The organism is Aurantiacibacter arachoides, from assembly GCF_009827335.1.
Classification (GTDB): Bacteria; Pseudomonadota; Alphaproteobacteria; order Sphingomonadales; family Sphingomonadaceae; genus Alteraurantiacibacter; species Alteraurantiacibacter arachoides.
This window is the reverse complement of sequence record NZ_WTYH01000001.1, coordinates 2,483,413-2,495,971: the sequence shown is the minus strand read 5'-3', so window position 1 is coordinate 2,495,971 and position 12,559 is coordinate 2,483,413. Positions and strand designations below refer to the sequence as shown.

General features: G+C 67.1%; 14 protein-coding genes. 8 read left to right on the top strand and 6 right to left on the bottom strand.

Annotated elements, in window-relative coordinates; all coding sequences use genetic code 11:
• Positions 1-68: 68 nt before the first annotated feature.
• From gntA to GRI62_RS12210, 4 genes are all read left to right on the top strand, one after another.
• Entirely contained in the window at positions 69-773 is a 705-nt protein-coding gene (gntA, locus tag GRI62_RS12225) for a guanitoxin biosynthesis heme-dependent pre-guanitoxin N-hydroxylase GntA (RefSeq protein ID WP_131453593.1), read from the top strand.
• Positions 770-1,354, top strand: coding sequence for a DUF1989 domain-containing protein (locus tag GRI62_RS12220; RefSeq protein WP_131453592.1), 585 nt, complete (start codon positions 770-772; stop codon positions 1,352-1,354). The genes gntA and GRI62_RS12220 overlap by 4 nt, the downstream gene beginning before the upstream one ends.
• Positions 1,354-1,632, top strand: a complete 279-nt coding sequence (locus tag GRI62_RS12215) for a hypothetical protein (RefSeq protein ID WP_131453591.1) — start codon at positions 1,354-1,356, stop codon at positions 1,630-1,632. The genes GRI62_RS12220 and GRI62_RS12215 overlap by 1 nt, the downstream gene beginning before the upstream one ends.
• Positions 1,633-1,705: 73 nt before the next feature.
• Complete coding sequence (locus GRI62_RS12210; protein ID WP_131453590.1) at positions 1,706-2,836, top strand: glycosyltransferase; 1,131 nt, start codon at positions 1,706-1,708, stop codon at positions 2,834-2,836.
• A 12-nt stretch (positions 2,837-2,848) separates the two neighbouring features.
• Here GRI62_RS12210 and GRI62_RS12205 read toward each other — a convergent pair whose 3' ends face one another.
• Positions 2,849-3,739 (bottom strand): glycosyltransferase family 2 protein, encoded by an 891-nt coding sequence (locus GRI62_RS12205; RefSeq protein WP_199802251.1) that lies wholly within the window; start codon positions 3,737-3,739, stop codon positions 2,849-2,851.
• The gene (locus tag GRI62_RS12200) at positions 3,733-5,775 is read right to left on the bottom strand and encodes an HAD family hydrolase (protein ID WP_131453589.1); all 2,043 of its coding nucleotides are present in this window, start codon (positions 5,773-5,775) and stop codon (positions 3,733-3,735) included. Before GRI62_RS12200 ends, GRI62_RS12205 begins: the two co-directional genes overlap by 7 nt.
• Positions 5,776-5,855: 80 nt before the next feature.
• On the opposite strand from GRI62_RS12200, the gene GRI62_RS12195 reads away from it, so the two are divergent.
• Positions 5,856-6,938 (top strand): glycosyltransferase, encoded by a 1,083-nt coding sequence (locus GRI62_RS12195; RefSeq protein WP_131453588.1) that lies wholly within the window; start codon positions 5,856-5,858, stop codon positions 6,936-6,938.
• Here the strand turns inward: GRI62_RS12195 and GRI62_RS12190 are convergent.
• A complete protein-coding gene (locus tag GRI62_RS12190; RefSeq protein WP_234032892.1) occupies positions 6,893-7,636 on the bottom strand; it encodes a Crp/Fnr family transcriptional regulator in 744 nt (247 codons plus the stop codon). The genes GRI62_RS12195 and GRI62_RS12190 overlap by 46 nt on opposite strands.
• Positions 7,637-7,833: 197 nt before the next feature.
• On the opposite strand from GRI62_RS12190, the gene GRI62_RS12185 reads away from it, so the two are divergent.
• The 3 genes from GRI62_RS12185 to GRI62_RS12175 all read left to right on the top strand — a co-directional run bounded on the left by GRI62_RS12185 (position 7,834) and on the right by GRI62_RS12175 (position 9,682).
• Entirely contained in the window at positions 7,834-8,082 is a 249-nt protein-coding gene (locus tag GRI62_RS12185; protein ID WP_131453586.1) for a hypothetical protein, read from the top strand.
• 152 nt (positions 8,083-8,234) lie between these two features.
• Complete coding sequence (trxB, locus tag GRI62_RS12180; RefSeq protein ID WP_131453585.1) at positions 8,235-9,209, top strand: thioredoxin-disulfide reductase; 975 nt, start codon at positions 8,235-8,237, stop codon at positions 9,207-9,209.
• Positions 9,206-9,682, top strand: a complete 477-nt coding sequence (locus tag GRI62_RS12175; protein WP_234032894.1) for a MaoC family dehydratase — start codon at positions 9,206-9,208, stop codon at positions 9,680-9,682. The genes trxB and GRI62_RS12175 overlap by 4 nt, the downstream gene beginning before the upstream one ends.
• Here GRI62_RS12175 and GRI62_RS12170 read toward each other — a convergent pair.
• Genes GRI62_RS12170 through hisC form a run of 3 tightly spaced genes read right to left on the bottom strand, consistent with a single transcriptional unit; the run spans position 9,679 to position 12,439 of the window.
• Positions 9,679-10,440 carry an enoyl-CoA hydratase gene (locus GRI62_RS12170; protein ID WP_131453584.1) on the bottom strand — a complete coding sequence of 254 codons (762 nt, stop codon included), beginning with the start codon at positions 10,438-10,440 and terminating at the stop codon, positions 9,679-9,681. The two genes, GRI62_RS12175 and GRI62_RS12170, sit on opposite strands and share 4 nt — an antisense overlap.
• Positions 10,437-11,360, bottom strand: coding sequence for a prephenate/arogenate dehydrogenase family protein (locus tag GRI62_RS12165; RefSeq protein WP_131453583.1), 924 nt, complete (start codon positions 11,358-11,360; stop codon positions 10,437-10,439). Before GRI62_RS12165 ends, GRI62_RS12170 begins: the two co-directional genes overlap by 4 nt.
• Positions 11,357-12,439 (bottom strand): histidinol-phosphate transaminase, encoded by a 1,083-nt coding sequence (hisC, locus tag GRI62_RS12160; protein WP_131453911.1) that lies wholly within the window; start codon positions 12,437-12,439, stop codon positions 11,357-11,359. Before hisC ends, GRI62_RS12165 begins: the two co-directional genes overlap by 4 nt.
• Between the last annotated feature and the right edge of the window lie 120 nt (positions 12,440-12,559).

The following is a 12,559-nucleotide window of genomic DNA, read 5'->3' as shown; positions in this document are numbered from 1 at the left end:
GGGCGCGGCCAGATATGCAAACAAAGTTATCTGGGGGAACGGTTCGGGCCGCCAGTCGCTCCACTGCCATGCCGGAAGCTTTGAAAACTACGGGGCGGCCGGATGGCGTGGACCATGCGAAGCTCGAACGATCGCTGCGTGCGCACGTGTCCCAACACGATTTTCCATGCGTTGGTGCCAAGTCGGCGCTCGCCACGGGGAAGCTCAATATCGTCACCGGGTGGAGCCTGACCAGCGCCTGGGACGATGTCGCCATCCACCACCAGTTGCTCGACTGGAGCCAGCAGTATCTGCGCGACCCAGGCGGGCTGCGCAGCCTGGCGGTGGTGTTCTCGGGACCGGTCGACCTTGACGAGGCGGCGTTCGAAAAAGCCATGTGGGAAAGGCTGCAATCGCTGACCGACAAGGACGGCTGGCGCGGCCAACCCTACAATCCCGATGTCAGCAGCGATCCGGGCGATCCGCACTTTTCGCTGAGCTTCGGTACCCAGGCCTACTTCGTCGTCGGCCTGCATCCCAACGCTTCGCGCCAGGCGCGCCGCGCGCCCTATCCCACGCTGGTGTTCAACCTGCACGACCAGTTCGAACGCCTGCGTGAGGAACAGAAATACGAACGCATGCGCAAGACCATCCTCAAGCGCGATGAGCAGTTGGACGGATCGATCAACCCGATGCTGGCGCGTCATGGTGAGGCGAGCGAGGCCCGCCAGTATAGCGGACGAAAGGTGGATGCCGACTGGCAGTGCCCCTTTTCCGACCCGAGGACCAGATGACCGCGCGCATCGCGCCGCGCACCGGCGTTGCCATCGAACTGGCGCGGGGCGATGCGCTGGTAGTGATCGATCCCGAAGGCGGGCAGGTCAGCGACTTGCTGGCGGTTTCCGCCAGCGACGCTGGCGAGATCATCTCCAACGGCCGCACCTTCGATTACGAGGAAACGACGCTTCTTACCACCGGAGCCAAGCTGTGGTCGAACCGGTCGAACGTGATGCTGGAGATCGAGGAGGACACCGTCGGCGTGCACGATTTCCTCCTCACGCCATGCTCGGTCGATACCTTTCGCCACTTCTACCCCGACAAGCCGCTTCACCGGGGATGCTTCGGCAACCTGGCCGAGGCGCTGGCTCCCTACGGCGTGGTCCCCGATGCGATCCCGGTCGCCTTCAACGTGTTCATGAACGTTCCGGTGAAGCCCGACGGGCGACTGTCGGTCGATCCGCCGACCAGCAAGGCGGGGGATTTCATCCGCCTGCGCGCGGAGATGGACCTGGTGATCGGGCTGACCGCCTGCTCGGCCTATGCCTCCAACGGCGGCAGCTTCAAGCCGATCGATTACCGGGTGGAAAAGGCCTGATGCTCGACGTTCTGCAATGGTATGGCGCCATCGCGGCGGTGGTAGCCGCAGGCATCGTGGCGACGGACGTTTCGCGCCGCGTGACGGGCTGGGCCTTCGTGCTGTTCGTCACCGCTTCGATAGCGCTCATCGCCTGGGGATTCCTCGGCGAGGACGCAGAAGGTATCGGCTGGCAGAACGTCTGCCTGCTCGGCATCAACCTGTGGGGTGTTTACCGTTACCTCCTGCGTTCGGAACCGCCCGAGGGCCGCAAAACGTCATCCCAGGTTGTGCGTTGATGATTCCTCCGTTCCTCACGTCGCACCCAGCCCCTGTCCTCCGGACTTCGGCAACCAATTGCGCGAAACCGGCATGAGCGCGGGCCGGGGGGATGGCGCGTCCGGGGGGCCGATCGTGTTCTTCGCCCACCACCAGGGGCGCGGCCACGCCAACCGCATCAAGGCCATCGCGCGCCACTTGCCGCCTGAGCGCGAGATGATCGTCCTGACCGCAGCCCCGGCCCAGTTCGATGGTATCGCACGGCCTGCCCGGATGGTGGAACTGCCCAACATGATCGGCGCGCCGTCCCGCACCGCTGCCCTGCACGATCAGCCCACCCCATCGCTGCTGCATTGCGTGCCCTTGGGGGTGGACGCCATGCGCGAGCACATGGGCCGCATCGCCGAGACACTGCGAGCCAGCGATCCCGCGCTGTTCGTGGTCGACGTATCGGCCGAAATCGCCATCCTTGCCCGGATCATGAGTGTGCCTGCGGTCACCATCCGCATGCACGGGGACCGCTCCGATCCCGGACACCTGGCAGGTTACGAGGTTTGCACCGGCATCTTGGCGCCTTTTGACGAGGCGATAGAGCAGGACGACTATCCCGACTGGGCGCGCGAGCGCACGTTCTATAGCGGCGGCCTGTGCACCACCAGCGATGCAATCGTGCCCCGCGACGAGGCGCGCAAGCGCCTGGGCCTGCCCGTCGACCGGCCGATCACCGTGGTCGTTGCCGGCGGTGGCGGATCGGGCACGCCCTACGCTCCGCTGACGGTGGCGGCACGGGCCGAGCCAGAGGCGCTGTGGCTGGTGGCCGGACCGGTCCATCGCGAGGGGCACGAGACGGATTTTGGCAACCTGCGGGAACTCGGCTGGGTGGACAATCTTACGGACTATCTGTGCGCCGCGGACCGCGTCGTCGCTTCTGCCGGAGACAACACGGTGCATGAAATCGCCCGAGTGGGACGGCCTTTCCTGTGCATCCCGGAATGGCGCTATTTCGATGAGCAGCAGGCCAAGGCGGCCGAACTGGCCCGCGTGGGCGCGGCGGTCCACCTTGCCACCTGGCCTGCCTCGATCCCGGAATGGCAGCGTGCGCTGGCTGCGACCGACGCGCTCGATCCGGCAAGGCTTGCCGCCCTGCATGACGACAATGCCGCGCAAAAGGCCGCGCACTGGCTGGAGGGCGAGGCGCGGCGGCTGTGGGCAGAAGCCCGATAAAGCGCCGATACCTCAGCTGAACAGGACGTCGGGCCCCTGGCGCGTGGCGGCGATCTCGGCGGGCAGGGGATGGCGCAGCACCGACAGCCCGTCCTCGTTTCGCGCGATCAGGCCGCGCCGGGCGAGATCATCCAGCCAGTAATCCATGCACCACGTTCCCCAGCGATCGTGGAACAACCGGGCATTGCGCACGATCGATTCGAAATGTTGCAGCGGCGGTTTGTGGACGTGATGGTGCTGATGGAAGCAGACCGTCCCGCCCAGCCAGAACAGCCGCGCGCCAGCGGCTTCCAGACGGCGTCCGAAATCGGTCTCCTCCGCGCCATAGCCGCAATAGCCTTCGTCCATTCCGCCGGCCGCCTGCCAGCAATCGGCGGTGAGGACGAAGGCCAGGCCCCACAGCTCGCCGAAATCATCGATCGGCGCCACCGTGCATCCGGCAAGGTCGGGCTTGCTGGGATGACGTATGCTTTCGTGGCGGAGGTGCGCGTAGTCGGGTTCGGCCCCGTCCGCTGTCGTCCAGCCGCCGGAGTTGGCCGGAAGGTAACGCACCTCGGGCAGAAAGACGCCGTGAGGAAATTCGCCGGTTGCCTCGCGCCCGCGGCGCACGAATTCGGGATCGGGAATGCAATCGACATCGAGAAAGGCCAGCACCTCCCCCGTTGCCGCCGCGGCAGCACGATTGCGCGCCAGGGCCAGCGGCATGGGCTCACCCGCAACCTGTATCAGGCGTACGGCAAAAGGCAGCGCGGCGGGGAGGTGCGGGGGCTCGTCCTGCATGTAGGCGATCACCAGTTCGTCCGGTTGCGTGGTCTGACACAGCAGCCCCGCCACCAGATGATCGAGATGCGCCTGTCGCCCGCGGACGAGTGTCAGCACTGATACCGGGCGATAGGCTACCACGTGCCCGACGCCTCGAAATGGCGCACACCTTCCAGTACGCCGCCGGCATGGGTGGCAGAGGCGATGTAGGCGTGGGACAGCGCCGGATCGTCGCCCAGCCCGTCGCTCCAGTTCCCGACCACGATGGGATGGGGGCAGGCACGCAGCATGGTGCGATCGTTGCCGCTGTCGCCGGCGACGACGATGCGTGCCTGCGTCAGGCCAAGGCGCTCGCCCACGTAAAGCACCGCGGCGTGCTTGCCGATGCCCTGCGGCAGAACGTCGAGATACTTGCCGTGGCTGGAGACGATTTCCACGAACAATCCAGCCTCGCCAAAGCGTTGCGCCAGGAGCGCCGGATCCATGTCGTCGAGAAAGAAGCTGGCCTTGCCGGCCGATTGCTCGAGCGGGCCCTGCGGGCGCAGGCCGAGCCGGGCGGCGGTTGCGTGGATGGCGGCATCGTCCCAGCCTCTTGTCACGCGGGCGGTCCATGCTTCATCCTCGACAAAGCATCGGCGCGCGCGGTCGTACCAGTGCACACGCGTGCCGACACTGCTGATGACAACGTCGGGATCGGGCACGCCTTCGCTGGCGAGGATCGATTGCGCGCTGTGGAAGCTGCGACCGGTGGCGATGCCAAGCGCGATCGTTTCGCGCCGCTCACGCTGCCAGTGCAGAAAGTCCTGCAAGGCCGCGCGGTCGCCCAGCAGGGTATTGTCGATGTCGCAGGTCAGCATCCGCTCCCATCTTAGGGCCGGCCGCTGTTCGGCGACGAGACTGCGGACGAGACGGTGGTAGACCGCGCAATGTGCCTTCCAGTCGTAGGCGGCCACCGCCGTGGCGCCAGCCGATGCGAAGCGAATCCAGCGCCGGCGATCGCCGATGATGGTGCGGCACGCCTGTGCGATGGCTTCCGGGTTCTTCGGGCAGACGAGCAGGCCGTTGCGACACCGTTCGATGATGTCGTTCGGCCCGCCGCTGTCGGTGGCCACCACCGGCAGGCGCGCCGCCGCCGCCTCCAGCAGGGTCAGTCCGAAGGGTTCGTTCAGCGCGGGGTTGACGAACACCCCGCCGCTTTCGCGCGCAAGGGCGTAATAGGATGGAATGTCTTCGGGATCGTGCGTCTTGGGATAGGCGACACGGCCATACAGATCGTGGGCATCGACTGCCCGCAACAGCGCCTCGCACACCTCCCGGCATTCCGGTTCGAGCGCGTCGAGCTGGTCGCGGCAGCCGGCGACAATGACAAGATTCGCCATCGCCTGCAGCGCCGGGTCCGCGGCATAGGCCTCCACCAGCCCCACGAGGTTCTTCTTGTGCACGGGACGCGCGATGGCGAGCATGATGGGCTTTGCCGGATCGCGCAGGAACTGGGCGATGGCGGCGCGCACCTTGTCGCTCGGCTGGCCACCCTCGAACCGGCTCAGTTCGCAGCCGGGCGGGATGACGCGGATGCGCCCCGCCTTTATGGACCGATAATGCGCATACTGCGCCTCGGCTTCGTCCCGCGAGCTGGTGATGACCGCGTCGGCCCTGGCCAGCGCGTGTTCCTCCGTCGCGATGCGACGTTCCAGACCCTCGTCCGTTGCGCCGTTGGCCTGCCGTTTGACTGCGCCGAGCGAATGGCCGGTAAAGATGTAGGGAATGCCCCGCCGCTCCTGCGCCGCGCGGGCGAGCACGCCGGCATCGGCGTAGTGCGCGTGGATCAGGTCGGGCAGCCGCTCCAGCCCGTCGAGATAGCCGAGAAAGGCATCGACCAGTGCTTCGTGCTGCTCGAAAAGGCGTTCCTTGGGAAGGTAGGCCGGGTCGGCATCGGCCAGGCGGACGAGGCGAAGCTTGCCAGACCGTTCACCATAGCCGGACGCGAACCGGGCGCCCAGCTTGCCGTCGCAGAACCCGCGGGTGACCAGGTCCACGCGCTCCACGGCAGGATCGCGCGCGCTGTGGCTGGCGAGTTCGAGAAGATACTTGATGTGGCCACCGGTATCCGCCGTGATTCCGTAGGGTACGTCGTCGAGCGTCAGGCAGCCCTGCAAGGCGACGTGGCAGATGAACATGGAGGAATGGCCTTTCTCAAAGGACCAGTCTCTGCGAAACGATCAGGTTCCTGTAATTCCAGACAAAGAATGTTATCTTCATGCGTATAGCTCACGTTGCGCCGGTGATTTACCCGGTGCCCCCGCTCGCTTACGGCGGCACCGAGAGAGTGATCGCCGACCTTGCGACCGCGCAGCTGGCCATGGGTCACGAGCCGGTGCTGTTCGGTCCTGCTGACAGCGCGCTGGGCGGTGTTCGCGTGATCGGGGCGTATCCATCGCTGGCTGCCCATCAGCGAGAGGCGCAGAGCGCGCTGCCGCCCGGATTTCCGGCCGAGCTCGAGGCCCGCCAGATCAGCGATCTGCTGCGCCATCTGCCCGGCTTCGATGTCGTGCACCTGCATGGCTCCGCCCATGCCAGCGGCGTATGCGCGGCGCTGGGCTTGCCCACCTTTCGCACGATCCACTGGCGCGCCGACGAAGCGGATCATCGCGAACACTTCGCCGCCTTTCCGGACGAGCGGGTGATAGCGATTTCCGCCAGCCAGGCCGCGGCGGTGCCCGCTGCTAGCCTTGCCGGCGTGGTCCATCACGGGCTGCCAGAGGCGCGCTATGCCGTGGGCTCGGGAGAAGGGGGATACCTCGCCTTCATCGGCAGGATGACGGATCAGAAGCGCCCTGACCGGGCCATTGCGCTGGCGCGGGAGGTGGGCCTCCCGCTCAGGCTGGCGGGGCCGATCGATCCCGGCAACCCCGCCTATTTCGATCGCGTCGTCGCGCCGCTACTATCCCCGGACGTGGTGCATGTGGGCAGCATCACCGATGCGCAGAAACAGCCATTCCTGGGCGATGCCGCCGCACTGGTGTTCCCGATCGACTGGCCCGAGCCGTTCGGTCTGGTCATGATCGAAGCCATGGCCTGCGGCACCCCGGTCATCGCCTGGAACAGGGGCAGCGTGCCCGAAGTGGTCGAGGACGGGGTGACGGGCATCGTCGTGGCCACCCTGGCCGAGGCGGTCGCCCGCCTGCCCCAGGTCCTTGCCCTCGACCGCCAGGTGATCAGGCAGCGGTTCGAAGAGCGGTTCACCGCCGCGCGCATGGCGAGCGCAATTGCAGCCTTGTACGAAGTGACCCTCGCTCAGCGGTCTGCCAGCGATTCCAGGGCCAGGTCGCCCTCGCCGTAAAGATAATCGCCGTCGAATTCGCCCAGCCGGTGGAGCGCGTCTTCGTCCAGGATCTCGATCCGGCCATCGCCCCGGGGATTGAGGATACCGCGTTCACGCAGGTTCTTGAACGAGCGGTTGGCATGGACCGAGGTGATGCCGCAAGCCTCGGCATAGTCGCGCTGCAACAGGGGAACGGGAAGGTTGCGACCGTCGTACTGGTCGACGAACCGGAGGCGTGCGACGATTTCCGAGATCAGGTGCGCGATGCGCCCTTCGGCGTTGAGGCGCCCCAGCCGGAATATCCATTCGCGGTGCATCGCCGCATCGAGCAGGGTGGAGAACCACAGCGCCCGCGCCATATGGGGGAACTTGTCCACCAGCCCGGCGATGGCCTTGTGCGGCACCTTGGCCAGGAGGGCGCGATCGAGCGAGGCGACGTTGTGATCGAGCCGCTTCATCGCGAAGCTGTGCAGGTCGACGAAGTCGCCGCTGACGTTCAGCCCCACCAACTGGCGCGCGCCGCGCTTATCGTCGAGGTGGCGCAGCATCGTGCCCTCGATGAGGTAGTATGAATAATCGACGCGTTCGCCGCGTTCCACCAGCGTGGTGCGGGGTCGCAGTTCGATGGTGCCGGCAATTGCGTTTTCCAGTGCCTGCTTTTCTTCTTCACGAAGCTCGTGACGCAAGCGGCCTTTAAGGAATAGTTCGGTCCGCACTCGTTTCCCCATTTGTTCCGGCGGCGCGTAAAGCGTTTCCAACATACGGTCAAACCATGAAATGTTAAGTCCGCTTACGTGCCTGGTGCCGGGGCGGATATAACACGCACCGCGCCCGCACATCCCGGTCTTAGCGCCGTGTTCAGGCAGGAAACGCTTTCGCGTTCCAGACGTTGGACGGGCAAAGGAGAATTCATATGATTGGCAAGATTATCGGCGCTGCCGCAGGTGCGGCCGCAGGCAACGCGGCGCGCGGCGTAAGCGGAACCAGCGGTGCCATACTTGGCGCGCTGGCCATTCCCGTCGCCCGGCGACTGGGCTTCGTCGGCCTGCTGGGCGCATTGGGCGCAGGTTACCTGGTGAAGCGGGCAGCGGACAAGGGTGACCTGTCGCGCGATCCGTCGACCTCGGCGGGCGCCGCGCACAGGCAGCCCGGCATCATCTGACCCTTGTTTGCCTTCGGGTAACCGATGCGGCCCCGTCCCTTGCCGGACGGGGCCGTTTTCGCACGGCGCGCGGGTGATAGCGCGCGTTCCCGCGCTTGAACCGAATCGGGCAGCTTCCTAGGTCGGTCCCCTGACGCGAGGAAACGACTGCCATGACCACCCATACCACCCGCATGCTCATCATCGGCTCAGGCCCGGCTGGCCTGTCCGCCGCCATCTATGGCGCGCGCGCGGGCATGGAGCCGATCGTGGTGCAGGGCCTGCAACCGGGCGGCCAGCTGACGATCACCACCGACGTGGAAAACTACCCCGGCTTTGCCGACGTCATCCAGGGTCCGTGGTTGATGGAGCAGATGACGAAGCAAGCCGAGCACGTCGGCACGCGGATGATCTGGGACACCGTGGTCGATGTCGACATCGCCAGCGGCGGGCCGTTCCGGGCAAAGGGTGACAGCGGCGACGAATATGTGGGCGATGTGCTGGTGATTTCCACCGGCGCCCAGGCCAAGTGGCTGGGCGTACCTGGCGAAGCGGAACTGGGCGGCAAGGGCGTATCGGCCTGTGCCACCTGCGACGGGTTCTTCTATAGGGGCAAGAAGGTCGTGGTGATCGGCGGCGGCAACACCGCCGTGGAGGAAGCGCTCTACCTTACCAACCATTCCGACGACGTGACCCTGATCCACCGCCGCGACGAGCTTCGCAGCGAGAAGATCCTCCAGACCCGGCTGTTCAATCATCCCAAGATCACGCCCTTGTGGAACAAGGCGGTGGAACGGTTCGTGGCGGGCGAGGATGGCAAGCTCAGCCACCTCGAACTGGTCGACACGGTTACCGGCGAGCGGAGCGAGATCACCGCCGACGGTGCCTTTGTCGCCATCGGCCACGCGCCCGCGACCGAGCTGTTCAAGGGCAAGCTGGAAACCGACGAGAGCGGTTACCTGGTCGTCGAGCCCGGCACGCCCAAGACCGCGGTGCCCGGCGTGTTCGCCTGCGGCGACGTGATGGACCACGTCTATCGCCAGGCGGTGACGGCGGCGGGCACGGGCTGCATGGCCGCGCTCGACGCGGAACGCTATCTTGCCGGTATCGAGCTTGACCTGGAAGGCCACGCGGAGGCGGCAGAGTGAGCGAGCCAGCCGGCGGGCAGCTCTGGCTGGACGACCTGAAGGTCGGCGACCGCTTCACCAGCGGTAGCCATGCGATGACCGAGGCGGAGATCATCGCCTACGCCCGCCAGTTCGATCCGCAGCCGTTCCACACCGATCCCGTTGCGGCCGAGGACAGCTTTTTCGGGGGACTGGCGGCGAGCGGCTGGCATACGGCATCGGTGACGATGCGGCTGATGGTCGAGGCAATCCCGCTGGCGAACGGCGTGATCGGGGCGGGCGGCGACCTGTCGTGGCCGGCACCCACGCGGGCCGGCGACGTGCTTCACGTGGAGGCGACGATCGAGGCCATCGTGCCCTCCCGCTCGCGCCCTGGGCGCGCGGCCGTTGCGGTGCATTGCCGCACGCTCAACCAGCACGGCGAGATGCGGCAGGAGTTTCGCCCCCGCCTGATCGCCTGGGCGCGCGGCAGCGAGGTGCGCCCGGTAAGCTAGAACCGCGAGAAGTCGGGCGCGCGCTTCTGCATGAAGGCGGTGAACGCCTCGCGCGCCTCCTCGCTCTGCAAGCGTTCGCCGAACACCGTGCCTTCTGCCTGCATCACCGCGCCCAACACGGCGGAATCGCGCATCAGCGCCTTGGTAGCCTGGATCGCGCCCGGCGGCAGGGCAGCAATGCGCTGGGCCGCGGAACCCGCCGCCGCGCCGAGGTCTTCGGGAGCGACCACGGCGTTGACGAGGCCCAGGCGCTGGGCTTCCCCGGCCCCCATCGCCTCTCCCATGGCCAGCATGGCAAAGGCGCGCGCATGGCCAATGCGCGCGGGCAGCAGCACGCTGGAGGCTGCCTCGGGCACCAGGCCCAGCGCGGCAAAGGGCGTGGTCAGCTTCGCATCATCCGCCGCCACCACGTAATCGCAGTGCAGCAACATGGTCGTGCCGATGCCGACCGCGCGGCCCTGCACGCCGGCGACCAGCGGCTTGGCGAAGCTGGCGAGCAGGCGGATGAAGCGGAATACGTTGGCTTCCCCGATCCGCTCCCCCGCGGCAAGGAAATCGCCGATGTCGTTACCGGCGCAGAAGTCCGCACCCTCTGCGGTGATGGTGACGGAACGCACCGCGGCATCCTGTCCGGCGCGCTCCATGGCCGACACCAGTGCCCCGTACATGGCATCGGTCAGCGCATTCTTCTTGTCCGCCCGGTTGAGGCGCAGCGTCATGACACCGCCATCCTGCCTGACGATCACCTGCTCGCTCATGCCGCATTCTCCCTGTCGTGGTCGCCGCGTCCGAAATCGGGCCGGGCGTCATCCTGCCCCTGCTCCACGATGCCCCGGCGGATCGCGCGGGTGCGGGTGAACAGGTCGAACATCGCGTCTCCATCGCCTGCCGCGATGGCGCTGCGCATGGTCGAAAGGTCGCCCATGAAGCGGTCCATCATCTCCAGCACGGCATCGCGGTTGTGCAGGAACACGTCGCGCCACATGGTCGGGTCGCTCGCGGCGATGCGGGTGAAATCGCGAAAACCCCCGGCGGAATACTTGATCACCTCGCTGCGGGTCACCTGTTCGAGATCGCTGGCGGTGCCGACGATGGTGTAGGCGACGAGGTGGGGGATGTGGCTGGTGACGGCCAGCACCATGTCGTGGTGGCCGGCGTCCATCACCTCCACCGTGCTGCCGAGCGCCTGCCAGAATTCTGTCAGGTCGGCGACCTTGTCGGCAGGCGCGCCATCGGGCGGGGTAAGGATGCACCAGCGCGCGTGAAACAGGCTGGCAAAGCCCGCATCGGGGCCGGATCGCTCCGTGCCAGCCACGGGATGCGCGGGGATGATGGTGTGGCCGGGCAGCGTGTCGGCCAGCGCGCGGGCGACCCCCTGCTTGGCAGAGCCCACGTCGCTTACCAACACACCGGGTGACAATCCGGGCGCGATGGCGGCGGCCGCCTGCCGCATGGCGCCCACGGGGACGCACAGGATGACCAGATCGGCCTGGCGCACCGCCTCGGCAGGATCGTCGATCACCGTGCCGACAAGGCCAAGATCGCGTGCCCGCGCGCGGACCTGCGGATCGCTGTCGTATCCGGTGGTGACAACGCCGTGACGATGCGCGCGCACGCCAAGGCCGATAGAGCCGCCGAGCAGGCCCAGTCCGACAATGGCAACGCGCGTGAAGCTCATCCGGCGCGTTCGCACGATCTGCGCAGGGCGGCGGCGATCTCGTCCATCTGTTCGGCCGTGCCGATGGTCATGCGCAGCGCCTGGCCAAGGCCCTGCCCGGGCAGGTGGCGCACGGCGTAACCCGCCTCGGCGATGGCGGCGAGAGCATCCGCCGCCTGCAACGCGCCTTCGAACAGCACCAGCACGAAGTTCGCCTCGCTCGGCACCGCGCGCAGGCCGTGGTTGCCAAGCGCCTCGATCGCCGTGACGAAGCGGGCGCGCTGGCGGGCGTTGTGGTCGCGGCTATCGCGGACGAACTGCTGGTCGGCCAGCGCCGCCTCTGCCGCCGCCTGCCCAGCCAGCGTGACGTTGAACGGCCCGCGAATGCGATTGAGCGCGTCGACCAGGTGCGGCGCGCCGGTGGCCCAGCCGATGCGTTCGCCCGCCAGGCCATAGATCTTGGAAAAGGTGCGGGTCACCAGCACGTTCTGGTGCGCGGCGGCCAGCGCCAGGCCGCCGTCGTCCACGCCATCGTTGAGGTATTCGGCATAGGCTTGGTCGATGACCAGCAGCACGTCGGCCGGCAACCCGGCGTGCAGTCGCGCGACCGCGGCGGCGGGCAGCCAGGTCCCCGTGGGATTGTTCGGATTGGCGAGGAACACGACGCGGGTGCGCCCTGTTACCGCCGCCAGCATGGCATCGACATCGGCGGCGAAATCGGCGTCCGCCACTTCCACCGGCGTCGCCCCGCAACGGCGCGTGGCAATGTCATAGACGGCAAAGCTGAAGCGGCTGAACACCACTTCGTCGCCCGGCCCGGCATAGGCCTGCGCGGCGAGGTTGAGCAATTCATCCGAACCCGTGCCGCAGACCACGCGCGCCGGGTCCAGCCCGTGAACCTTGCCGATGGCATGGCGCAGGGCGGCCGAATCCGGATCGGGGTAGCGGTGCGGCGCGGGCGCGGCATCGCGTGCGGCGAGGGCATGGGGCGAGGTGCCCAGCGGATTTTCGTTGGCCGACAGTTTGATCAGCGGCTTGCCGTCGGTCCCCGTGCTCTTGCCGGGAACGTAGGCGTGGATTGCCGCCACGTAGGGTTTCATCTGCGGTCGGGTATCGGTCACGCCATCGGTCTCCGGTGCGGCGCATAGCCTCTGGCGCGCGCGATTGACAGTAGGCACCGCCTCGCCCAATCGCCTTTTTGCGATGCCTTACCACCCGGC